21 protein-coding genes and 1 pseudogene are annotated in these 22,671 nt (G+C 37.0%); 11 read left to right on the top strand and 11 right to left on the bottom strand.

What is annotated here, in order from left to right; genetic code table 11:
* Positions 1–197: 197 nt before the first annotated feature.
* The 3 genes from ABMQ40_RS10150 to ABMQ40_RS10140 form a co-directional block, all read right to left on the bottom strand.
* Entirely contained in the window at positions 198–605 is a 408-nt protein-coding gene (locus ABMQ40_RS10150; protein WP_370899181.1) for a hypothetical protein, read from the bottom strand.
* A gap of 6 nt (positions 606–611) precedes the next feature.
* The gene (locus ABMQ40_RS10145; RefSeq protein WP_370899179.1) at positions 612–956 is read right to left on the bottom strand and encodes a hypothetical protein; all 345 of its coding nucleotides are present in this window, start codon (positions 954–956) and stop codon (positions 612–614) included.
* A 69-nt stretch (positions 957–1,025) separates the two neighbouring features.
* Positions 1,026–1,529, bottom strand: a complete 504-nt coding sequence (locus ABMQ40_RS10140; RefSeq protein ID WP_370899177.1) for a GbsR/MarR family transcriptional regulator — start codon at positions 1,527–1,529, stop codon at positions 1,026–1,028.
* Between the two features lie 155 nt (positions 1,530–1,684).
* Between ABMQ40_RS10140 and ABMQ40_RS10135 the strand changes: the two genes are divergently transcribed.
* Complete coding sequence (locus ABMQ40_RS10135) at positions 1,685–2,890, top strand: C1 family peptidase (RefSeq protein ID WP_370899175.1); 1,206 nt, start codon at positions 1,685–1,687, stop codon at positions 2,888–2,890.
* Between the two features lie 180 nt (positions 2,891–3,070).
* On the opposite strand, the pseudogene ABMQ40_RS10130 reads toward ABMQ40_RS10135, so the two are convergent.
* Positions 3,071–4,131, bottom strand: a pseudogene (locus ABMQ40_RS10130) (NADH:flavin oxidoreductase).
* A 122-nt stretch (positions 4,132–4,253) separates the two neighbouring features.
* Here ABMQ40_RS10130 and ABMQ40_RS10125 point away from each other — a divergent pair.
* The 7 genes from ABMQ40_RS10125 to gwsS all read left to right on the top strand — a co-directional run bounded on the left by ABMQ40_RS10125 (position 4,254) and on the right by gwsS (position 11,356).
* Positions 4,254–4,598, top strand: a complete 345-nt coding sequence (locus ABMQ40_RS10125) for a winged helix-turn-helix transcriptional regulator (RefSeq protein WP_370899173.1) — start codon at positions 4,254–4,256, stop codon at positions 4,596–4,598.
* A gap of 279 nt (positions 4,599–4,877) precedes the next feature.
* The gene (locus ABMQ40_RS10120) at positions 4,878–5,768 is read left to right on the top strand and encodes a hypothetical protein (protein ID WP_370899171.1); all 891 of its coding nucleotides are present in this window, start codon (positions 4,878–4,880) and stop codon (positions 5,766–5,768) included.
* A 273-nt stretch (positions 5,769–6,041) separates the two neighbouring features.
* Positions 6,042–6,923 (top strand): hypothetical protein, encoded by an 882-nt coding sequence (locus ABMQ40_RS10115; protein ID WP_370899169.1) that lies wholly within the window; start codon positions 6,042–6,044, stop codon positions 6,921–6,923.
* A gap of 1,013 nt (positions 6,924–7,936) precedes the next feature.
* Entirely contained in the window at positions 7,937–8,197 is a 261-nt protein-coding gene (locus ABMQ40_RS10110) for a TIGR04139 family peptide modification target (protein WP_370899167.1), read from the top strand.
* Between the two features lie 94 nt (positions 8,198–8,291).
* Positions 8,292–9,206: a hypothetical protein gene (locus tag ABMQ40_RS10105; RefSeq protein ID WP_370899165.1), complete on the top strand. Its 915-nt coding sequence runs from the start codon at positions 8,292–8,294 to the stop codon at positions 9,204–9,206.
* Positions 9,203–10,105, top strand: coding sequence for a grasp-with-spasm system ATP-grasp peptide maturase (gwsG, locus tag ABMQ40_RS10100; protein ID WP_370899163.1), 903 nt, complete (start codon positions 9,203–9,205; stop codon positions 10,103–10,105). Before ABMQ40_RS10105 ends, gwsG begins: the two co-directional genes overlap by 4 nt.
* Before the next feature lie 177 nt (positions 10,106–10,282).
* The gene (gene gwsS / locus ABMQ40_RS10095; protein WP_370899161.1) at positions 10,283–11,356 is read left to right on the top strand and encodes a grasp-with-spasm system SPASM domain peptide maturase; all 1,074 of its coding nucleotides are present in this window, start codon (positions 10,283–10,285) and stop codon (positions 11,354–11,356) included.
* A 52-nt stretch (positions 11,357–11,408) separates the two neighbouring features.
* On the opposite strand, the gene ABMQ40_RS10090 is transcribed toward gwsS, so the two are convergent.
* Positions 11,409–13,841, bottom strand: a complete 2,433-nt coding sequence (locus ABMQ40_RS10090) for an alpha-ketoacid dehydrogenase subunit alpha/beta (protein WP_370899159.1) — start codon at positions 13,839–13,841, stop codon at positions 11,409–11,411.
* Between the two features lie 138 nt (positions 13,842–13,979).
* Between ABMQ40_RS10090 and ABMQ40_RS10085 the strand changes: the two genes are divergently transcribed.
* Positions 13,980–14,273 carry a hypothetical protein gene (locus tag ABMQ40_RS10085; RefSeq protein WP_370899157.1) on the top strand — a complete coding sequence of 98 codons (294 nt, stop codon included), beginning with the start codon at positions 13,980–13,982 and terminating at the stop codon, positions 14,271–14,273.
* Between the two features lies 1 nt (position 14,274).
* Here ABMQ40_RS10085 and ABMQ40_RS10080 read toward each other — a convergent pair whose 3' ends face one another.
* From ABMQ40_RS10080 to queA, 5 genes are all read right to left on the bottom strand, one after another.
* Positions 14,275–15,252 (bottom strand): polyprenyl synthetase family protein, encoded by a 978-nt coding sequence (locus ABMQ40_RS10080; RefSeq protein WP_370899155.1) that lies wholly within the window; start codon positions 15,250–15,252, stop codon positions 14,275–14,277.
* A gap of 68 nt (positions 15,253–15,320) precedes the next feature.
* Positions 15,321–16,199, bottom strand: a complete 879-nt coding sequence (locus tag ABMQ40_RS10075) for a hypothetical protein (protein WP_370899153.1) — start codon at positions 16,197–16,199, stop codon at positions 15,321–15,323.
* A gap of 76 nt (positions 16,200–16,275) precedes the next feature.
* The gene (locus ABMQ40_RS10070) at positions 16,276–17,211 is read right to left on the bottom strand and encodes a sterol desaturase family protein (protein WP_370899151.1); all 936 of its coding nucleotides are present in this window, start codon (positions 17,209–17,211) and stop codon (positions 16,276–16,278) included.
* Between the two features lie 76 nt (positions 17,212–17,287).
* Positions 17,288–18,322, bottom strand: a complete 1,035-nt coding sequence (rlmN, locus tag ABMQ40_RS10065) for a dual-specificity RNA methyltransferase RlmN (protein ID WP_370899149.1) — start codon at positions 18,320–18,322, stop codon at positions 17,288–17,290.
* 98 nt (positions 18,323–18,420) lie between these two features.
* Positions 18,421–19,470 carry a tRNA preQ1(34) S-adenosylmethionine ribosyltransferase-isomerase QueA gene (gene queA / locus ABMQ40_RS10060; protein WP_370899147.1) on the bottom strand — a complete coding sequence of 350 codons (1,050 nt, stop codon included), beginning with the start codon at positions 19,468–19,470 and terminating at the stop codon, positions 18,421–18,423.
* A gap of 176 nt (positions 19,471–19,646) precedes the next feature.
* On the opposite strand from queA, the gene ABMQ40_RS10055 reads away from it, so the two are divergent.
* Positions 19,647–20,339, top strand: a complete 693-nt coding sequence (locus ABMQ40_RS10055; protein WP_370899145.1) for an AIM24 family protein — start codon at positions 19,647–19,649, stop codon at positions 20,337–20,339.
* 58 nt (positions 20,340–20,397) lie between these two features.
* The gene (locus ABMQ40_RS10050; protein ID WP_370899143.1) at positions 20,398–21,933 is read left to right on the top strand and encodes a M61 family metallopeptidase; all 1,536 of its coding nucleotides are present in this window, start codon (positions 20,398–20,400) and stop codon (positions 21,931–21,933) included.
* 135 nt (positions 21,934–22,068) lie between these two features.
* Here the strand turns inward: ABMQ40_RS10050 and ABMQ40_RS10045 are convergent, their stop codons facing one another.
* Entirely contained in the window at positions 22,069–22,566 is a 498-nt protein-coding gene (locus tag ABMQ40_RS10045; protein ID WP_370899141.1) for a DNA-deoxyinosine glycosylase, read from the bottom strand.
* Positions 22,567–22,671 lie beyond the last annotated feature (105 nt).

Genomic DNA, 22,671 nt, shown 5'->3' with positions numbered 1-22,671 from the left:
AAAATAGAATACCAGAATTAATCTTTCTTTACCGATCAATAAACCCGTAAGGGCAATACAACCTGCCGCTAAAAAAATACTTAACTGTATATAATGGTCATTTCTTAAAAAGGCTTTCATATGATCCGCTTTAAAGGTTTAAAAAATCTCCTCTTGTTCTCCGGGCATGTACTTTGAAAGTGAAATACATCCAAATCTTAAATATCAGTGTTTTCATGTTCTGTGATTTTGTCTTTGATTATCGCAGGTTTGCGACCTTTTAAGAAAAGCAGCAGGTTCAAAAGCATCATTACCCCAAGATAAATGGAAAATCCTCCGATTTTTTCACTTAACGAAACCACCAGCATTTCTACGGTATCGATTTGAAAGAATTCAATGATACAAAGAGCAAAGCCAATGTTCAAAAGGTAAAATCCGATCTTAAAAAGTGAATTTGTCGCCAACGCAATATCTTCCTTCTGATGAAAAATATCGATCATAAAAGCTTTTGAATTTTTGAACAAAAATTGCGTAACCAAAATCGTAAGTATGATTACGATAGGCAAATAGATCATATAAGCTGTAAAGTTATACGCAGTTGCAATGGTTAAAGTAGTAGCTGTCATAATATATTATTTGATTTTTAGATTTCTTCTCAAAAAGTAGAGCGCAAACAGATTCATATAGTGCAGAACACAAAGAATCAATGCGATCCGGCCTACACGGATCGCAGTTATTGTAAAAGCCTGTTCCATGTTATTCACTCCGTTCCAGGTTGTCAGGCTGATGGCGATATAGCCCAGGTTTATCAGATAATAACAACCTAAAAGTATTCTGTTGATCGTCAGACAGAGGTCTTTATCCCGGATAAGGTATTCCAGATAAATCTTTCCGGCATTGTAACATCTTCTTCCCACATCAACCGTGATATAAGAACTGATGGAAAGAAAAAACACATATGAAATAATATTGAACATTTTATACACATTATATTTTCAATAATTTTTGAAAATAAAGATGAAATAAAAAAAGGAATCCGTTCCTTTTTATTTTAACAGATTGGTTATTTTCCCAACCAGCCAGTGATCATCGCTCTTAATGGCAAGATCCATGATATTATTGATTTTTCCCGTCACAGAGCTAAAATCATCCATAAGTTTAATGAACTCTTTTGCTTCCTGCGAGTCTTTGTCTTCAATATTTTTCAATTCTTCGAGAAAGGAAATCACCGGTTCTATTTCTCTTTTCCTGCGCTCTTTTGTAATTTGCTTGAACAAAAACCAGACATCTTTTTCCGCCACGAAATATTCTTTACGGTCGCCCTTGATCAGTTCTTTTTTAATGATTCCCCAATCCATTAATCCCCGTAGATTCATATTGGCATTTCCCCTTGATATTTCAAGCTGTTCCATCACTTCATCGGTAGAAAGTGGTTTATCACTGGCCAGAAGTAAGGCATGGACCTGAGCCATAGTACGGTTGATCCCCCAGTTTGTTGCAAAAGTCCCCCAGGTTTGTATATATTTTTCTTTGGCTTCTGAAAGTTTCATCTCGGTTGGTATTTAATTCTGTTACAAATGTAATGATATTTATTGAATTTTCAATAATATTTGAAAATATTTTGTTAATTATTTTCTTTTTAACCTTTACTTTCTGTAACAATCTCAGTATAACAACGACTATTCAATAATAATCTTTTACAGTAATGAAAAATAGAAAAATTGCGTCATTACTTTTTGTTTTGTCTGCAGGAAGTATGATGTTTGCTCAGGATGACTTAATCAATAAGTTAAAAAACAATCAATCTCAAAATGCCAACTTTCAGTTTACCACATTAAAAGATGCGGGTGCCACATCGGTTAAAAACCAGGGATCATCCGGAACATGCTGGAGCTACTCCGGAAATTCCTTCCTTGAATCTGAAATGCAGCGTATGGGCAAAAAACCTGTTGATCTGGCGGAAATCTTTACCGCAAGAAATTCGTACCACGATAAAGCCAAATTATATGTTCTGAACAATGGAGCCATTAATTGGGGCGACGGTGGTGAGCTCCATGATGTGATCAATATGTATAAAAAATATGGAGCTGTGCCTCAGGAGGCTTATACAGGTCTGAAACCAGGCCAGACCATCAATAATTTCTCTGAAATGCAGGGTAAGCTTAAACCTGTTCTCGACAGTCTTGTTCAGGCATCTCAAAAAGGAAAGCTTACTGACAATTGGATGGATTCTGTAGATGCAATTTTAGATGAATATCTTGGAAAGGTTCCTTCCAGCTTTACTTATGAAGGAAAATCCTATACCCCGAAAACTTTTGCTAAAGACGTAGTGGGCATCAATCCTGAAGATTATGTGGAAATATCATCATATAAAGATTATCCGTATTACCAGAAATTCGTCGTTCCGATCCCGGATAACTGGAGCCATGATTCTGACTGGAATGTCCCAATGAAAGATCTAACGGCAATTATTGATAATGCTATCAGTAAAGGATATTCTGTAGGTTGGGCAACTGACGTTTCAGAGCCTTACTTTTCTTACAAGAACGGTGTAGCTTATGTTCCGGACATAGATCTGGATCAGACCATCTCTCCTGAAGTAAAGAAAGAACTGTTTGCAGAGCCTAAAAAGGATAAAGCAATTACAGAAGATATGCGTCAGAGAGCTCTTAACAATCTTTCAACCACAGATGACCACGGAATGCATATCGTAGGACTGGCCAAAGATCAGAAAGGAAAAGAATATTACATGGTAAAAAATTCATGGGGAGTCACTAATGACTTCAAGGGATATATTTATGTGACAAAGCCTTATGTAGAATACAAATCAACGGCAATTCTGGTCCATAAAAAAGCACTTCCTAAAAGTATCCTGAAGCAGCTGAAACCTACTAAAAATATCGGTTTATAAAAAATCACTTTGTCTCAATGACAATTTAGATATTTAAATCTGTTAAAAACCGCTTCCGGAAATCCGGAAGCGGTTTTATAAATAAATAGGTATTAAATATACGAACTGTTAATAGTTAACTGACCAAGCCCGTGAATAGTTGATAAAACAAAGTCAATTCCCTATGTCCATTCGGTTTTCTTAATAAAGCACACCCATGCTTTCTGCGGAAAAATCTGAAAGAGTTTCTGTTTTTCCTTCTTTTATTTTCTTTGCCCATTGGTAATCCTGTAAAAGAGCACGTCCCACCGCTACCAGGTCAAATTCTTCCCTTTCAAGTCTGCGGGTTATTTCTATTAAGTCTGTTTTCTCGGTTCCCTGTCCTGCAAAAGCTCCCATAACATCTCCTTTCAAACCCACTGAGCCTACCGTAATTGTCGGCTGTCCCGTAATTTTCTTTGCCCAGCCTGCAAAATTCAGATCAGACCCTTCAAACTCAGGTTCCCAGAAGCGGCGTTGCGAACAGTGAAAGATATCTACCCCCGCCTCTTTTAATGGCAGCAGCCAGTCTTCCATCTCACCCGGCGTTAAGGCCAGTTTAGTGGAATAATCCTGTTGCTTCCACTGTGAAAGACGGATAATGATAGTAAAATCTTCGCCAACCGCTTTTCTCATCGCTTTAACAACATCAACCGCAAACCGGCTTCTTTCTTTATTGTTTTTCCCCCATATTCATCCGTTCTGGTATTGGTTACATTCCAGAAAAACTGATCGATAAGATAACCGTGGGCCCCATGAATTTCGAGGCAATCAAAGCCCAGGTCTTTTGCTGATTTGGCTGAAGCTGCAAACTGCGCTATCGTATCCTGAATATCTTCGATGGTCATAGTGGATGCTTTTTCCATCGGAACCAACGGATAATCATCAGAATTTCTTGTATCTCCCACGTGCCAGATCTGTGGCCCCATCTTGCCACCGTTCTGATGGACGGCATCAATCACGTTCTTCCAGCCCTGAAGGGCTTCATTCCCATAAAAGTCCGGGATATTCTGCATATTTTTGGAAGCAGGTCTGTTGATCACAGTTCCTTCAGAGATAATCAGTCCAACCTCTGAGGCGGCTCTTCTTGCATAATAATCTGCTATTTTCTGTGTAGGAACTCCATTGTCAGACTGTGCTCTTGTCATCGGAGCCATGACGATTCTGTTTTTAAGGTGAAGATTTTTATACGTAAACGAATTAAATAATGCTTCTGTACTCATCTCTTAAAACTTGTATTTTATAATTGTTACACAAAGTAACTAATAATAGTTCGTTTTTGTATCTTATATCAAAAAAAACTGGTAACTTTGCTGTAACCAACAATAGTAACCTTTTTGTAACTATGAAAAAGCATCAGGAATTAATGCAATATAACTGCCCTCTGGGCAAGGCAATGTCTGCGCTGGGCAGCAAGTGGAAACCTATCATTGTAATGGTTATTAAAGAGCGAAAGCTACGCTTTGGCGAAATTGCCGTACGGATCAGTGTAATATCCAGAAAGGTGCTTACCGATCAGCTAAGGGAAATGGAACAAGACGGCTTAGTGATCCGCGAAGAGTTTAAGGAACTGCCTCCAAGGGTGGAATATTCCCTTACCGAGAAGGGACTGGCGCTTTTACCGATATTGCACCTGCTGGAAGAATGGGAAGCAAGATATCAGAATAAAGTATTGATTCCCGTGGAATAAGGTATTATTTTACAATCATACTTCCATAAGGTTTTACCACCATCAGGCATTTTATGCCTTAAAATTTTCACATTATTTCCATATCCGCTGCTTCCAACTAACTCGGAGATATACATTGTATAGTATTGACATTAATACGCAAGAAAATTACAAATTTATATTTTGATTCAATAAAATAATTCCCTTATTTTTGAAATATAAAATCACTTAATATTGATCAGCTTACAGTAGAAAATATGTCAATCAGTTCCATTCCGGACAATAAGCTTTATATAATCTATGAAAAAATATATTCCTCAAATTTCTGTATTCATTATGCTGATCAATTTAGCCATCTTGCTTTCATGCAGAACCAGAGAGCGGAATTATATTATTTATTATAATAAAGTAAATGAAATTGACAGCATTTACAGAATGGCTAATGAGCCTGAAAAAGCCATAAAGAAATACAGGAGACTGTTCAGGAAATACGATCCGAAAAATCAGGAGCGTATCAATGAATACGAGACCTATATTAAGCTTGCAGATCAATACCATAAGAATTTTGGAGGGCAAAAGAGTTTATATAAATTGATTCCTCTGGTAGCCCCTTACTGGAAATATAAAAAGGAAGATTTAAGCTTCATTAAACTTTACAAAAAATATGGAATCGACAGCCTTCGTCTGGAATCAGAAATTGTAAAATGGAACAAAAGCCTGAATAAAAAACTGGTAGATTCATTCACCATCGCTTTCCTCAGAGACCAGGCGGAAGGCCGGGCAAATGAGCAACTGATGATGAAAAATGATAAAAAAAATGATGAACTTTTTAAATGGACGTTCCAAAACTATGGCTATCCTTCCCTGCAAAAGATCGGATTAATGGGAAACAATGATGTTCCCCTGTATATGTCAGCCTTTCATAAGCACATGGCATTTTCAGAAGATTACCCTTATTTTAAAGCCAAGCTGTTAGAATATGTAAAATCAGGAGATTGCCTGCCCCGGGATTATGCAACAATGGTAGACAGGCACAACCTTCAGGTCAGCAGAGAAGAGGTACTGTATGGCTACTATATTGGCTATGATACGGTGCTGGATACCATAAAAGTTGACCGGAACCGGAAAAGTATCGGGCTCCCAGGTATGAAACATAGTGCAAAAATTGCTAAAGATTTTTTAAAAAAATGATACTGATCATATCCAATAATAATGAAATAACTATAACAGAAATCATTAAATGCTCCGAAGAGAAGGATTACAATTTAAACGCTTAAAATATGATGACCCTTTTATCAATGCCTATATGAATAAGGCCCAGCACTGGTTGGAGGATTATGTAATAAAAACATTAGAGGAAATTCTACCTGGAATGTGAAAAATATCAGATGACTATCATGTAAGATTAAAACTATATAAACCCCTTATAAAAATGCTATAAATGGTTAACATGAATAATAATCTATGAAAAAAAGCACCTCTCAAATTTCTGTATATATCATGCTGATCAATTTAGCCGTCTTATTTTCATGCAGGAGCAGAGAACAGAATTATATTGTTTACTATAACAAAGTAAATAAAATTGACAGTATTTATCGAATAGCAAATAAGCCTGTAAAAGCAATAAGGAGATATAAAAGGTTATTTAGGAATTATCAGCCAAAAAATCAGGAACGTATAGAAGAATATGCTACATATATAAAACTATCAGATAAAAATCATAAAAATTTCGGTGGACAAAAAAGTCTTTATAGATTGCTTCCCTTAATAGCCCCTTATAATAAAAAATATACAGACTTTTTTGATCTTTATCAGAAATATGGAATTGACAGCATAACAGTAAAAAATAAAATAAGTCATTGGAGAAAAAATCTTAATAAACAATTGATAGACTCTTTTACAATAGCTATGATCCGTGACCAAGAAGGAAGAAACAATCCCAGAGATCCAATCACGACGAAAATAAATGTTGAAAAAAATGCAAAACTTTTGCTATGGACATTTAAAAATTTCGGATATCCTTCAATGCAAAAAATAGGAAATATAGGCAACGATAATATATTTTTAGCAATGCACACATTCCTTACCCACATGAATGAATCCGAAGAATATCCTAAGATAAAATCAAAATTATTAGAATATGTAGAATCGGGTGATTGTCCCCCTATTAGCTATGCAATGATGATAGATAATTACAACTACATTCATCATGAAAATTCAGTTTATGGATTTAGTTTTAGTAGTTCTAAAGATTCTTTGCAAATCAATCGGAACCGCAAACTTATAGGACTTCCCAGTCTGAAACATTATGATAGGATAAGAAAGGATTTTTTTAAGAAAAAATAACAGAAGTATAATAATGGAACAAACCATAAGATTACTATTGCTCAATCCAGGTTTTCACATAAAATAATATAAGGAATTATTTGAAATTTATCATAAAATAGAAGCGTGCAAGAAAGTATGCTTAACTTGTTGCCCAATACAATTTGGATTTTAGAGGAAAACCAAAAATGCAAATTTGAATCTGGCATACTAAACTCAAAAGTTTTATTTTGGATAATATATAGAAATTGAAGTTTTAAATATCACTATTAAAATTTGCTAAAGATTATAAAAATGAATGATACTAATTATTTCCAATCATAATGAACAAACAACTACGAGGTAATAAGATGGCTTTTTTCAATGAAGAAAAAATTCCTGCTCATCCATGAGAACGAGATTTTTGAAATAAAACTAAGCAAAAAAGAATATTTCTAAAAAGCCAACGTAATTACTTTTTTCTTGATGAAATTACCAGTGTATGGTATAGAAGAGAAGGTTTAACTGCAATATGAACATCATTCCATTCATATCCACATGAATGAAACTCAACATTGGCTGGAAGATTATGTAATAAAAACATTAGAAACTAAAAAGCATATCAATAAACAAAGTAATACACATGTAAACAAAATCATAGTTTTGAAAGGTCAATGGTGTCGGATTAAATGGTATGAAACATAGTGTAATTGCTAAAGATTTTTTTAATAAGAACAAGACCCGATAACAGTATAATTACAATAGGTTATTAAATGGCTATGGGAATAGTCCGATATAATTTAAGCACTTAGATATAAACCCTTATCAATGTTTATACAAAAGGATACTGTCAGTATTCCCATACCTTATAATTTCATGCAATCTATTTTTGCTCCAACGCGTTCCATAAGATGATACAAATTGTACATATTGTACATAAAAATTCGCAAAAAAATTACAAATCCATTTCTCGATTTAACAATATAATTCACTTAGTTTTGAATTATAAAAGCGCTTTAAATATTTATTCTTGTAAGTGTACAGTACAAAAATAAATGTCAAAACTGATCAGTTCCATTCCGGAACAAATTATTGTTAAACTAAAAAACTCAGAAAAAATGAAAAAATTAACAGGTATGAAGAGTAATTTCTCTTCTTTAGAAAACAAGAAAATGAAAAATTTACAATTTATTCAGGGTGGTGATCAAACAAGTCAGTGCCAAGAATCAACAGTTTGTGGTTCAAGCTGTGCTGACACCGCATACTATACTGATGGTGTTAAAACAAAGACCTTATATGTAGGAGAACCATCTTAAGAATAAGGAAACTGGGGCTGTTCAAATAAAATATAACAGCCCTTAATCCTGTAATTTCAAATTAACGATGCTTTTGATTTTCTGAACAATATCAATGATGAAGCCAAACCGAAAGATTGCACGTATATACGTACTTTATCTGATTATCAACATTCTTTTTCTTTCCTGCCATAGCCGTAAACCCAATTACATAAGTTACTATAATAAAGTAAATGAAATAGACAGCATTTACAGAATGGCTAAACAGCCTGAAAAGGCCAGGATACTATATCGGAAACTTTTTAGAAAATACCCTCCCAAAAACCAGGAACGAATCGAAGAACTGGAAACCTATATAAGGCTTTCCGACAGGTATGGAAAAAACTCTCATACAAAAAAAGACCTTTATACCCTTATCCCATTGATGGCGCCTTATTGGAAGGACAAAAAAAATGATCCTGAATTTCTTAGTCTTTATAAAAAATATGGAATAGATAACATAGAAATAGAGCAGAAAATAACAAAATGGAAGAAAAGTCTGAACAAACAGCTGATAGATTCTTTTACAGTGGCTTTTATCCGAGACAAAGCTGAAAACCGCCTCAATGATCAGCTCAGGGAGATAAACGACAGAAAAAATGCCAAACTTCTGAAATGGACTTTCGAAAATTACGGCTTCCCGTCCTTGCAGAAGATTGGACTATGGGGAAATAATAACGTTTTCATGCCTATGGAAGTATTGTTATTACATATGGCAGATGTTGCAGAATATCGTACCTATTTTAAAACCAAAATGATAGAATACGTAAAATCCGGAGACTGTTTTCCCAGAGATTATGCAGGCATGCTGGACAGACAGAATATGCATCTCCGTCTCCCCCGTAATTATGCCGTATATCAAGGATATGAAGATATAGAAGATTCTGCCCAGATCGATAGAAACAGAAAGAACTTAGGAGTTCCCAGCATCCGGCATAGGGCTAAAATAGCCAGAGATTTTTATGATAGCTTAAAATTAAAGCAAAAATGATACTGATCTTTTCTGATGATAATGACAGAACAACAATAGAGGTCATTCGATGGATAGTTTCAATGGATAAAAAGTTTATTCATGTTCACGAAAATGAAGCTTTTGAAATAAAAGTCTACAATAAAAAATTTTTTTTAGAAAGCCATAGAACAAAGTTTTTTTTAGACGATATTTCCAGCGTATGGTACCGACGAGGCGGACTTAAATTCAGACGTCTGCAGTACAACAACCCATCCATTAACATCCATATGAATGAAGCTCAACATTGGCTCGAAGATTATGTGATAAAAACAATAGAATCCAAAAAGCATATTAATAAACAAAGTAATTGTCACGTTAATAAGCTTCTTGTATTGGAACAAGCAAAAAAAATAGGTTTGGATGTCCCTACATATTTTTTAGCCGAAAATACAGATGATGTCCCTTTGGGAAAAACCATTATAAAATCCATAACTGGAAATGTAATACTAGATGATATAGATGAAGACACAGATGGGATCATGTATACTACGATAGTAGAGAAAAAGGAAAAGGATAGCTTTTATATTACTTTTTTCCAGGAAAAAATTGAAAAGGATTTTGAAATCAGAGTTTTTTATTTAAATGGTAAATGCTTGTCAATGGCTATCTTTTCTCAAAATGATAAACAAACCCAAACCGATTTCAGGAAATATAATCATGAAAAGCCTAACCGCAATGTCCGTTATAATCTTCCTGCTGATCTCGAAGAAAAAATACATCTGTTAATGAAAGACTTAGATCTTAATTGTGGTTCTCTGGACTTTATTAAAAATGAAAATACATATTATTTTCTTGAAGTGAATCCCGTAGGACAATTTGCTAATGTATCTTACAATTGCAATTATTCAATATTTAAAAAAATTGCCCATTATCTATAAAAAGAAAAATATGGAAAAACACAAGTTACCTCTTACATTTAAATATATGGAATTGTTCAGGCATAAACGACCTAACAAATTTAACAGTAGAACAACAAAATATGTACTGCAAATTCCAAAGTTCCAAACTAATTCTTATATCAGGCAAATTCCATATAAACCCCTCATCAGGATACTATGAGATATTTTAATCTTTTTAGCAACATATTGATAACAAAAGGAGTAACGAGGATCCTTATCTCTGATTTACAACGGAACATATCGGAACTATATCCTTTGGAGCTGTACAGCATCATTGCAGAATTAAAAACAAATTCAATTGAGGATATTGTATCAATTTATGATCATGAATCCAAAAAAATATTTCAAAAGTATCTCGACATATTGCTGGAAAAGGAATATGGCTTTATATCTAAAAATGACTGGGACAAAAATTTTCCTCCGTTATCCTATGATCATCACGATTATAGTGTACTTACCAATATTTTTATAGAACTTGAAGAAATAGCTGTCTTACATAAGGTAAAACATTCAATAGAAACATTAGGAATCCGGCATTTGGTGATATATTCCGGAAGAGGTCTTTCACTTGACCAATTGCTGGAGATAGATGAAATATTTAAAAATTCTTCCTTGGAAGGTATTGAGATTTATTCCCTTTTTCATAATTCGATTGATAAGAATTTCATCCATACGCTTAATAAAAACACAACAAGAATATATAATCTGGTATTCCATCATTGTGATAAAACACCTTTCAAAGTAAAAGACGAATACCGGTTTGCCCTGACCTTTACCAATCAGGAGATAAAGCTTTCCTCCTGTGGAAAAGTAAGCATTGAATATTTCAATACCCATCTTACGAAAGTGCTGGAAGCTGTAAATTACAATTCATGTCTGTACAAAAAAATAGGCATTGACAGGGAAGGAAATATAAAGAATTGTCCATGCATGCCACAAAGCTTCGGAAATATCAGAAATACGACATTAGAAGAAGTGTTAAATCACCAGGATTTCAAAAAATACTGGAACCTTACGAAGGACCATATTGAAACATGTAAAGACTGTGAATTCCGATATATCTGCACAGATTGCAGGGCGTTTACAGAACGGTCCCATATAAGCCGGGAAGGATTGGATATTTCCAGACCATTGAAATGCGGCTATGATCCTTACACCGGAAAATGGGAAGAATGGAGCACCCACCCCTTAAAGCAAAAAGCCATGCAATATTACAAAACATTATCTTAAACGTTTCCGGCTGCCTCGTTGAGGCAGCCGGAAACGTTATCTTATATACACACTAAAATATCGCAGGATATTTCTGAGGATTCACTTCGTTAAACATGGAATAGATCTTTTCTACCATATCATCTGAAGACGGCTTACTGAAATAATCTCCGTCACTTGCGTAAGCCGGACGGTGATCATTTGCGGAAATCGTTACCGGATCAGAATCCAGATATCTGAATGCTTTTTGTTTTTCTAAAATCTGTTGTAAAATAAATGCTGAAGTACCACCTTCCACATCTTCGTCAATCACAACCAGCCTGTTCGTTTTCTTAACGCTTTCTGCTATTTCGTGTGACAAATCGAAAGGAATGAGTGACTGCACATCAATAACTTCCGCAGAAATGCCCAGCTTTTCCAGTTCGTTTGCGGCTTCCATTACTATTCTCCATGTAGAACCGTAAGTTACCAGTGTTACATCCTTACCTTCTTTGGTAACTTCTATTTTTCCTACAGGAACTGTGAACTCTCCCAGATTGTCAGGCTGTTTTTCTTTTAGCCTGTACCCGTTCAGACATTCAACAATTACGGCTGGTTCATCAGACTGGAGCATCGTATTGTAGAAACCTGCCGCCTTTGTCAGGTTTCTCGGAACCAGAACCAGGATTCCTTTGGAAAGGTTCAGGATTCCGGCCATCGGTGAACCTGAATGCCAGATTCCTTCAAGCCTGTGGCCCCTTGTTCTTATAATTACCGGCGCCTTCTGTCCTCCTTTAGTTCTGTACTGAACCGTGGCCAGGTCATCACTCATACCTTGTAAACAGTATAAAATATAATCAAGATACTGGATTTCAGCAATAGGTCTTAACCCTCTCATGGCCATCCCGATGCCCTGTCCCAAAATGGTAGCTTCTCTGATCCCGGTATCGGCTACGCGAAGCTCACCGTATTTTTCCTGCATTCCTTCAAGCCCCTGGTTCACGTCCCCGATATTTCCGGCATCCTCACCAAATACCAAGGTCTGAGGATATTTTTCAAAAATTTTATCAAAATTATTTCTTACGATCACTCTTCCGTCCACTTCTTCCGAGCTGTCAGAATAAGCCGGCTTCACTTCTTTGACGTTGGTAGCCTTCCATTGAGACTGGGAATACAGATGGGAAGAATAATTATCTTTTTCAATTCCGGATACTTCATTATATTTCTGCATCAGCTGGTTTCTTTCCGCAGAATTTGTCCCTCTTGTAGCCAGCAACGCTTTTCTTGCCAGGTGGAAGACATCTTTTTTAGCCTTTGAAACTAATTTATTAAACTGATTGATATAGGTTTCAATTCCGGCATTCTGTCCTTTCAGGTTTTCAACCAAAGGTAAAATTTCCCCGGCTAAATCTGTGATAGTTTTCTGATAGCTTTCCCAGGCCGCTTTCTGACCGGCTTTTACAATTCTTTTGGCCTCTTCATCAATGGCATCCAGCTCTTCGGCCGTAGCCAGAATCTCTTCCTTCCCTTCGATCTCTATTGAATAATTGTATATCCATTCTTTAAACTTGACCAATCCGTCAAAAGAAGCTTCCCATGCGAGACGCTCTTCATTTTTATACCTTTCATGAGACCCTGAAGTTGAATGCCCCTGAGGCTGGGTAACATCTATCACATGCACCACTACAGGAACACTTTCCATTCTTGCAAAATGTTCGGCCCTGGCATAAGCATCCAATAGTGCAGGATAATCCCAGGCTTTTACCTGGATGATCTCACATCCCTGGGCTTCCCCTTCTTTTCTCTGGAAACCGCTCAACATTTCGGAAATATCTGCCTTAGCCCTCTGGTTTTTGGTAGGTACGGAGATTCCGTAGCCGTCATCCCAGATTGAAACAATCATGGGTACCTGAAGTGCGCAGGCTGCATTCAGAGTCTCCCAGAAGTGACCTTCTGCCGTAGAAGCATCACCTATTGTACCGAAAGCAACTTCATTACCCTCTTTTGAAAATTTTTCAGACCCTTCGAATTTTACACTTTTATAGATTTTGGAAGCCTGAGCCAATCCTAATAATCTCGGCATCTGACCTGCAGTAGGAGAAATATCCGACGAAATGTTTTTTTGTGCCGTTAAATCTTTCCAGCTTCCGTCTTCATTCAGGCTCCTTGTTGCGAAATGCCCGTTCATCTGTCTTCCCGCCGATGCCGGCTCTCTTTCCACACTGGTATCTGCGTATAGCTGTGCGAAAAAGCTTTCAACGGTTAAAGCTCCTATAGCTAATGCAAAAGTCTGATCCCTGTAATATCCTGAACGGAAGTCTCCATTTCTGAAAACCTTCGCCATTGCCAGCTGAGGAAGCTCTTTACCATCCCCAAAAATCCCAAATTTAGCTTTTCCTGTAAGTACTTCCCTTCTTCCCAGATAAGACATTTCACGAGAAATTCTCCCCAGTTTATAGTCTTCAAGTATCTGATTTTTAAAGTCTTGAAAAGAAATCTGCTGTATTTCAATATAGGTTGTCTGCATAGCCAAAATATAAAATTTTTAATTCTCGAAGTATTTTGCTAATATACACTTTTTAAATTAATTTTAATTTTTAATAATCTTTTTTAAAAATTTGATAATAAAGAAAATTGTGTTTTATTTTGAATAAAATTGTAAAGGATGGAGAAGAAATCCCCCCACATACTGAATGCTTCGAGTAATCTTTTAGGATTTTCGCTTATTATAATCACTTCACTGAAGATTTCAAAAATAAGCCACAGCACCTATTTGGATGAGTTTGCCGGAGTCGCGTGCCTTCTTTTCGCATGCAGCTGTTTCTTTTCCTTTCTGGCTATCAGAACAAAAAAGGAAAATAGAGAACATAAATTCGAGGCCATTGCGGATTATTTATTTTTAATCGCTTTATTTTGCATTGTTTTAGCTGTTGTAATTGTAACGATGAAAATTATTTAGTTTAAAATTTTCTTTCAATTACATAATCCAGCATAAGATGTAATGATTTCCGGGCTTCGGAATCCGGAAACTCATGAAGAATATCTTTGGCTTTCTGTTGGAAGTCTTTCATAACCCCTATGGCATAATCCAGACCGCCTGAGCTTTTGACAAAGGCAATAAGCTCTTTTACCCTTTTCTGATCATTATTGTGCCGCCTGATGGTATTGAAAAAATATTTTCTGTCTTTCTCATCCGCGGTTTTCAAAGTATGGATCAAAGGCAGCGTCATTTTCTGCTCTTTGATATCAATTCCCACAGGCTTTCCTATGACGTTTGAACTTAAGTAGTCGAAAAGATCATCCTTGATCTGGAATGCCATGCCCGTATAGGTCCCGAAATCCTGCATTTTCCTGGCAAGCTCTCTATCAGCATCGTTGGACAATACCCCGATTTCACAGCAGGCAGCAATTAAAGTTGCCGTTTTCTGACGGATGATCTCATAATAAACATCCTCCGTAATATCCAGCTTCCTGGCTTTCTCCAGCTGCAGAAGCTCTCCCTCGGACATCTCACGGATAGTTCTCGAAATTACCCCTAACAAGTCGTAATCTTTATGGTCTGTAGATAACAAAACGGATTTAGACAGAAGGTAATCCCCCACCAGCACGGCAATCTTATTCTTCCATAAAGCATTAATTGAAAAGAAGTTACGCCTTTTAAAACTTTCATCCACCACATCATCATGAACCAGTGTAGCGGTATGAATAAGCTCTATCATAGAGGCTCCACGGTATGTCTTCTCGTTCACCTTTCCTATCAGCTTTGCGCAAAGAAATACAAACATAGGACGCATCTGTTTTCCCTTTGTCGTAACAATAAAACGGGTTACCTTATCTAGCAAAGGGACTTTACTCTGCATTGATTCATAAAACTTCTGTTCAAAAAGTTTTATTTCCTCATTAATCGGTCGCTTGATTTCTTCTACGATATTCGCCACAATCTGTGATGGATAAATAATTATTAAATTCTCACAAAGATAATTTTTTTCAGGCAATTAAAAGAAAATTAATCTTTGAGCTTTTCTTTTGGTATAAAATATAAGCTTTGCCTGGTACCGCCCAAAGGGGAATTGAATTTTTCACCTGAAAGGTAGATGCCTGTTTCATCCACGGCAATACCTTCAATCTGCCCTACCGATAAGGCACTCCCTAAATAATAATGCTTCGGTGTGGCCGTAAAAAATATTCCGGGGCTTGTTTCGTTAAAAACATCCATGAAAACTTCCGTTTTTTTGGTATATCCTACAAGATAAAGCTTTTTATCAAAATAAGCGGCATCCGTTACTACAAAACCCGTCTTATAAGCTTCGGTTTTCTCCGCCTTTTGCTTTTCCTGTATCTCAGGATCTATCGTATAATGGGAAGTGGATTTTGACGCCCATTCCTTAGTAAAAATATGAAGCTTGCCATTCAGGAATACCATAGCTTCAGCATCAAAGTCCGTATTCAGGTTCTTAGAGCCAAAATCACTTTGTTCAGGATAGTAAAATGAAATTACCTTTACGGAATCACTTTCCGGATGATCATCCCGAACAGAGACTTTATAAATTTTCAGGTCTTTTCTGGAACCGGCATTATTTCCGAAATCTCCTATATAGAAATTTTTTCCGTCACTGGTTAAAGCTTCCCAGTCTTTGTTCTCTGCATTTATCTTTAAGGTATTGACAATACTTCCTGAAGCCTTATCAAGTTCGAAAAGTTCCGGGCCATTTCCACTGTCATTAAAGGTGAATAGTTTTCCATTGAAGAAGCTCAGCCCTGATGTTTCCTCTACCTTATGATCCAAATAGGTGATCCGGTATTTTCTGATTTTAAAGAAGTCAGTTCTCTGGCTGAACGAGCATTGAAAAACGATAAGGATGAGAAGCAGGAAAATCTTTTTCATCGGTAGATATTGTTCTGGTTAGGTCTGTGCTAAGTTCAATAAATGAAATACAAACAGATGATATACATTCCTGATCCTAGGCTGTTTTTTTTTGTCTGTTTTCCTGTCTCCTCGCTTTCCTTTCAAAATATTCCCTTTGATATTGCCTTACGGTCTTTCCCGTTCCATCATGCCTCCAGCCCGGGGAATTGAAGATATAATTGATTCTGTCCGACAATTTCAAATCCGGCTGCCGGATGTCTTTCCAGATCTTTCTCCATTCATAAAAAAGAACGGTATCCGGTTTGTTATCCGGCATTTTGGGATAGATTCCATATTTCACCGGCACATCAGGATCTTCTTTTTCAAAGGTACCGAAGAGCTTATCCCAGATGATCAGGCACATGCCCATATTCCTGTCCAGATACTTAATATTGCAGGCATGGTGAACACGGTGATGGGAAGGGGTAACCAGGAAATGCTCCAATATTCCCATGCTTTTTACCGTCTGGGTATGCACCCAGGTCCCATATACCTGTCCTATGGCGTACACTACCATTATATGCCATGGATTGAATCCCAGGAAAGCCAGCGGAGAAAAGTACAAATACCGGTAAAGAGGTTGCAAAACAGGACTTCTGAAACCGGTCGTCAAATTAAAGTATTCGGAATTGTGATGGGTGATATGAACCGCCCAGAATGCTCTGGAATGATGATCTACATAATGCAGCACGTAATAGGCAAAATCTGTAATTACAAAACAGATCAGCCAATACCAGACGGTAAAGTCCCATGAAAAAAGCCTGTGATTGTAAAAGAAAAACATCACTCCCATTGCAAAAGCTTTCATCACGAGATCCAGTCCGAAATTCAGCAATGCAAGATAAACGCTCGTAGCCACATCTTTACCATTATAAAGTTTAGCTTCAGAAACGTGGCTGTATATCATTTCCGCTAGAATAACGGCAGCATGGACGGGAACTGCCCAGGAATAGACATTTTCCAATCCGTCTTCACCCAAAAAATAATCCATTATCTTTACCCATTTAATACAAAGTTAGGGTTTTAAGAAATCTTTAAGAATATTTTTTGTTTTTTTTAATAAAATTTTAATCTGCTGTCTTATTGGCCAGCTGACCACACGCCGCATCAATATCCCCACCCCGGCTTCTTCTTACCACTACCGTGATACCGGCATTTTCAAGCTGGTGGATGTAGTTCTCTTCTGCCTGCTTGTTGCATTGGTCATACTTACCATCCCCGATAGGGTTATATTGGATCAGATTCACTTTGGAAGGTACCTGCCTGCAATATTTAATGAGGGCCCTGATGTCTTCATCCTTATCATTAATATCTTTCCATACACAGTATTCAAAAGTGATCACGGAGCCTGTCTTTTTATACCAGTATTGGAGCGCTTCCATAATCTCCGTTAAAGGAAACTTATCCGAAAACGGCATGATCTCATTACGTTTGGATTCTATCGCAGAATGGAGCGATAATGCCAGTTTCACCCGCAGATCTTCATCAGCAAGCATTTTGATCATCTTCGGGATTCCGGAAGTGGAAACGGTAATTCTTCGGGGAGACATTCCCAGACCTTCAGGCTGAGTGATTTTACGGATGGCCTCCACCACATTCTTGTAATTCATCATCGGCTCCCCCATTCCCATAAAAACGATATTGGAAAGTGGCCTGTCAAAATACATCCTGCTCTGGCTGTCGATCAGGGCAACCTGGTCTACGATCTCCGCTACTTCCAGATTTCTCATCCTTTTCAGTCTTGCAGTAGCACAGAATTCGCAGTTCAGTGAGCATCCTACCTGTGAGGATACGCAGGCTGTGGTTCTTGTTTCCGTAGGAATCAGGACAGATTCCACCATTAAACCATCATGAAGCTTCACACCGTTTTTTATGGTTCCGTCTGCACTTTTCTGAAGCTGATCTACAGAAACAGGATTAATCACATATTCTTCAGAGATTTTTTCACGAAGCTGTTTTGAAAGATTTGTCATTTCATCAATCGAATGGAGATTTTTACTCCACAGCCAGTCATATACCTGTTTTGCACGAAACGGTTTTTCCCCTAAAGACACGAAATAATCTTTAAGCTGGTCCAATGATAAAGTGCGGATATCCTTCAAAACAAATGATACTGATTTAAATTATAAATTTTAGATTAAAAATCCTTATAAAAGTTAGGACCTAATCTAAAATTTATAATCTATATTTAAAAAATTAATTACAAAATAAGCATAGCATCGCCGTAAGAATAGAATTTATACTTCTCCTTTACGGCTTCCTCATAGGCGTGCATTACGAAATCTCTTCCTGCAAACGCCGCGATCATCATGATTAATGTAGATTTCGGTGTGTGGAAGTTGGTGATCATTGAATTGGCTACACCAAATTCATGTGGCGGATAAATAAATTTATTCGTCCATCCATGGAATGCAGAAATCTTTTTATTGGAAGAAACAGAGGTTTCCAATGCCCTCATGGTAGTGGTACCTACTGCGCATACTCTTCTGTTCGCTTCTACGGCCTTATTGATGATCCCGGCATTTTTCTCATCAATGATAACCTCTTCAGACTCCATTTTATGCTTGGAAAGATCTTCCACTTCGATAGGGTTAAAAGTTCCCAGACCAACGTGAAGGGTGATTTCAGCAAAATCAATTCCTTTGATTTCCAGCCTTTTCATCAAATGTTTGGAGAAGTGAAGCCCTGCAGTAGGAGCTGCCACAGCACCTTCTACCTTGGCATATATGGTCTGATATCTTTCTGCATCTTCAGGCTCTACAGCTCTTTTAATATATTTCGGAAGCGGAGTTTCCCCCAATTCTTTTAGTTTGGCTCTGAACTCTTCATAAGACCCGTCGAACAGGAATCTTAAAGTTCTGCCTCTGGAGGTGGTATTATCAATCACTTCCGCTACCAGAGATTCATCCTCGGTAAAGAATAATTTATTACCGATCCTGATTTTTCTCGCCGGATCTACCAGTACATCCCAGACACGTGTATCCTTATCAAGCTCTCTTAAAAGGAATACTTCAATTTTAGCTCCTGTTTTTTCCTTATTTCCGTAAAGACGTGCCGGGAAAACCTTAGTATTGTTGAAGATAAATAAATCTCCCTCGTCGAAATAGTCTACCACATCCTTGAACAGCCTGTGCTCGATAGTTTCTGTTTTTCTGTTAAGAACCATCAATCTGGCTTCATCTCTGTGCTCCGATGGGTGTTCTGCCAATAATTCCGCAGGAAGATTAAAATTAAAATCTGATGTTTTCATTTTTTAAATTACGGTTTAAAAATTATTGAAATTACTTGCTGTAATTTTCGGAGTGCAAATATACGACTTTGGATACCCCTTTGTCAAGTTTTATTTTGAATCATTATAAAAAACCGTAATTCCACGGTAAATTCAAAACTGGAAAAAGCTTAACTTTAAGGGATAAAAATTAAGCTATGAGTAAGTATTCATTAGAAGCGTTTATAAACGAAACCCGGGAAAACCCGCAGGAAAGGGATTATTTTGAACTTGAAAAGCCACAGCTTCTGGAAATCAACCTGAATAACCAATCGGTATGGACGAAAGCCGGAAGCATGGTAGGCTATACCGGGGACATCAGTTTTGAAAGACAGGGAATGTTTTCCGGAGGATTGGGAAACCTGTTAAAAAAAGCGATTAGCGGTGAAGGAGCCAGATTAATGAAAGCTGAAGGAACAGGAAAGCTATACGTGGCCGATTCCGGAAAGAAAGTCCGTATTCTTTACCTGAATAACGAATCCGTATGTGTGAACGGGAATGATATTCTGGCCCATGAACAAAGCATTAAAAGCAATATTACCATGCTGAAAAGCATTGCAGGGGTAATGTCCGGAGGGTTGTTCCAGGTAAAGCTTCTGGGAACCGGCCATATCGCCATTACCACACACGGAGACCCGCTGACATTAATGGTAACCCCGGATAACCCTGTTTTTACGGATCCTAATGCCACCGTAGCCTGGTCCGGCAACCTCAGCCCGGAACTGAAAACAAATGTTTCCTTGAAAAGCCTTATAGGAAGAGGCAGCGGTGAGGAGTTTCAGATGAAATTTTCAGGAAACGGGTGGGTATTGATCCAGCCCTATGAAGAAGTTTATTTTACAGAAAAATAAAACCTCTTTCTTTAATGGGCAATTTTTGTATTTTTCGTGCTAATTAAAACGAAACACAATGAATAACTTTATAAAGTTGCTTTTTGTACTGGCCATCTTTCCTAATACAATAATTGCCCAATCTTTAAAGAAAAATTATGAATATACCTTAGACCTTCTTCATATGTCCAATGATGAAGTTACGGTTTCTTTTACCCCACCCAGGAATAATCTCAGACAAGGCAAGTTTATTATTCCCAAGCTGGTTCCCGGATTTTATCAGGCTATGAATTTCGGACAGTATATTTCCAATTTTAAGGCTACAGATAAAAACGGAAAAAATATATTGACGGAACGTCTGGATAAAAACAGCTGGCTGGTACATGACCTGAAACACGTAGACAAAATATCTTATCAGGTAGCTGATGGATGGGATTCTTTGGAAAAGGATACCCATGAGGCCAGATCTGCAGGCAGTATGTTTATAAAAGACAGTGTTTTTGTTATTAATTATAATTCTCTGGTGGGCTATTTTGAAGAAATGAAAGAGATTCCTTACCAGATTCATATTAAAAAGAATAAAGACTTTTACGCTTCATCTGCTTTAGATTACAAAAAGAAAAACGAGATTACAGATATAGTCTGGGCTAAAGATTACAGGCAACTGGTGGATTCTCCGGTGTTATATTGTATTCCTGATACTACATGGCTCAAAATAGGTCATACCGAAGTACTTGTATCGTTTTATAACAAAAAGGAACGACATTATTCCAAGAAAATAGCAGATGAAATAGAGACTATTCTGAAAAATCAGCAGGCTTATCTGGGAGGAAAATTGCCGGTAGACAAATATGCCTTTCTGATTTATTATGAATCTTCAAATGAAAGGGGATATTTGGGAGATGGCCTGGAACATTCTAAATCCACAGTATGTCTTTATCGTTCCGGAAATATAAATTTTCTTCCTGACGCATTGCGCAGAGTGGCTTCCCACGAATTTTTTCATATTATTACCCCCCTCAATATTCATTCGGGAGAGATTCAACATTATGATTTTCTGAATCCTACCCTATCAAAACATCTATGGTTATATGAAGGCATGACAGAATATGCAACCATCCATATGCCAATACAACAAAAAATGATCAGTCTGGATGATTTTAAAAGAAATTTAGAAGAAAAGATACAGGGAATGAAAGGGTTTGACAACAAACTATCTTTTACAGAACTGAGTAAAAATGCAATGGAAAGACAGGATCAGTATATGAATTTCTACCAAAAAGGAGCGTTACTCGGATTATGCTTAGATATCAGGTTACGGGAACTTTCCGGAGGAAAAACAGGGACTCAGAATCTGATGCTGAAGCTAATGCAGAAATATGGAGAAGGTAAGTATTTTAATGATGATGATCTGTTTGATGAAATTACAAAAATGACTTTCCCGGAAATATGTTCATTTTTCAGAGATTTTATAGAAGGTACGCAACCCATTCCTTTAAAAGAATACCTGACAAAAGTAGGTTTTATGTATGATGAAAACACCGGAAAAGTAAGCCTTTCACCCAATTCTACCTCAAAACAACTGGCTTTAAGGAAAGCATGGATTGATCAGTAAGCATTAAGCGTAAGAGTTTAAATTGCAAAAGGCAAAAAAGCAAAATCGCAAAGTGGAGAATTTGCGAATCAGCTTATTTGACAGGGCTTCAGGCACACATACCCTAAACTCTTCACTTTCAAACTCTCTGACCTCTCACCCAAATTTCAGGAAGTCTAAGATTTTTTTCCATTCTTCCAGCTTATTTTCAAAAGAAACGGTATGAAGCGGACTTGTTGAAGGCAATAAGAAAACAGGCAGATGGTAGTTCTTTCCTAATAGTTTCTGTAAACTTTTATAGGATTTTCCGCCATTACAAAAAATAGCTTTAATATGAGGATGCTCTTCCAGCAGTTCAGCGATCCGGTTTGCCTCTTCATTCCTGATTTCGGAATCAAGGCTTCCTTTTCTTTCACAGGAATCGATGACATCCCACAAGGCAATATGATGCTTTTTTAAAATACGGATTCTTTCCGGATAATCTTCAGTAAACTCTTCATCAAGCAGTGTAAAGATAATTTTCCAGAACTTATTCTGCGGATGAGCATAATATTGCTGTTTTTCCAGAGACCTCACGCCCGGAATAGATCCCAGGATTAAAATTTCAGACTCTGCATCAATAAGCGGCGGAAATGAGGAAATACGGTTTTGCATCTTCAAATATATACATTTTGACTAAAAGCCGCTGGAATGTTTTGTCATAAAAAAAGAGGCTGTCTCAAAAGTAAGATAGCCTTTTTTATATTTTACAAAAAAAGG

The sequence above is a fragment of the Chryseobacterium gossypii genome, from assembly GCF_041361455.1.
In the GTDB taxonomy this organism is placed as follows: Bacteria; Bacteroidota; Bacteroidia; order Flavobacteriales; family Weeksellaceae; genus Chryseobacterium; species Chryseobacterium gossypii.
The sequence above is the reverse complement of the archived record's forward strand: the minus strand, read 5'-3'. Positions and strand labels throughout refer to the sequence as shown.

Excerpts from the sequence above, each read along its gene's own strand:
- ABMQ40_RS10150 (WP_370899181.1), bottom strand. The coding sequence starts at position 605 with ATGACAGCTACTACTTTAACCATTGCAACTGCGTATAACTTTACAGCT.
- ABMQ40_RS10145 (WP_370899179.1), bottom strand. The coding sequence starts at position 956 with ATGTTCAATATTATTTCATATGTGTTTTTTCTTTCCATCAGTTCTTAT.
- ABMQ40_RS10140 (WP_370899177.1), bottom strand. The coding sequence starts at position 1,529 with ATGAAACTTTCAGAAGCCAAAGAAAAATATATACAAACCTGGGGGACT.
- ABMQ40_RS10135 (WP_370899175.1), top strand. The coding sequence starts at position 1,685 with ATGAAAAATAGAAAAATTGCGTCATTACTTTTTGTTTTGTCTGCAGGA.
- ABMQ40_RS10125 (WP_370899173.1), top strand. The coding sequence starts at position 4,254 with ATGAAAAAGCATCAGGAATTAATGCAATATAACTGCCCTCTGGGCAAG.
- ABMQ40_RS10120 (WP_370899171.1), top strand. The coding sequence starts at position 4,878 with ATGAAAAAATATATTCCTCAAATTTCTGTATTCATTATGCTGATCAAT.
- ABMQ40_RS10115 (WP_370899169.1), top strand. The coding sequence starts at position 6,042 with ATGAAAAAAAGCACCTCTCAAATTTCTGTATATATCATGCTGATCAAT.
- ABMQ40_RS10110 (WP_370899167.1), top strand. The coding sequence starts at position 7,937 with ATGTCAAAACTGATCAGTTCCATTCCGGAACAAATTATTGTTAAACTA.
- ABMQ40_RS10105 (WP_370899165.1), top strand. The coding sequence starts at position 8,292 with ATGATGAAGCCAAACCGAAAGATTGCACGTATATACGTACTTTATCTG.
- gwsG (WP_370899163.1), top strand. The coding sequence starts at position 9,203 with ATGATACTGATCTTTTCTGATGATAATGACAGAACAACAATAGAGGTC.
- gwsS (WP_370899161.1), top strand. The coding sequence starts at position 10,283 with ATGAGATATTTTAATCTTTTTAGCAACATATTGATAACAAAAGGAGTA.
- ABMQ40_RS10090 (WP_370899159.1), bottom strand. The coding sequence starts at position 13,841 with ATGCAGACAACCTATATTGAAATACAGCAGATTTCTTTTCAAGACTTT.
- ABMQ40_RS10085 (WP_370899157.1), top strand. The coding sequence starts at position 13,980 with ATGGAGAAGAAATCCCCCCACATACTGAATGCTTCGAGTAATCTTTTA.
- ABMQ40_RS10075 (WP_370899153.1), bottom strand. The coding sequence starts at position 16,199 with ATGAAAAAGATTTTCCTGCTTCTCATCCTTATCGTTTTTCAATGCTCG.
- ABMQ40_RS10070 (WP_370899151.1), bottom strand. The coding sequence starts at position 17,211 with ATGGATTATTTTTTGGGTGAAGACGGATTGGAAAATGTCTATTCCTGG.
- queA (WP_370899147.1), bottom strand. The coding sequence starts at position 19,470 with ATGAAAACATCAGATTTTAATTTTAATCTTCCTGCGGAATTATTGGCA.
- ABMQ40_RS10055 (WP_370899145.1), top strand. The coding sequence starts at position 19,647 with ATGAGTAAGTATTCATTAGAAGCGTTTATAAACGAAACCCGGGAAAAC.
- ABMQ40_RS10050 (WP_370899143.1), top strand. The coding sequence starts at position 20,398 with ATGAATAACTTTATAAAGTTGCTTTTTGTACTGGCCATCTTTCCTAAT.
- ABMQ40_RS10045 (WP_370899141.1), bottom strand. The coding sequence starts at position 22,566 with ATGCAAAACCGTATTTCCTCATTTCCGCCGCTTATTGATGCAGAGTCT.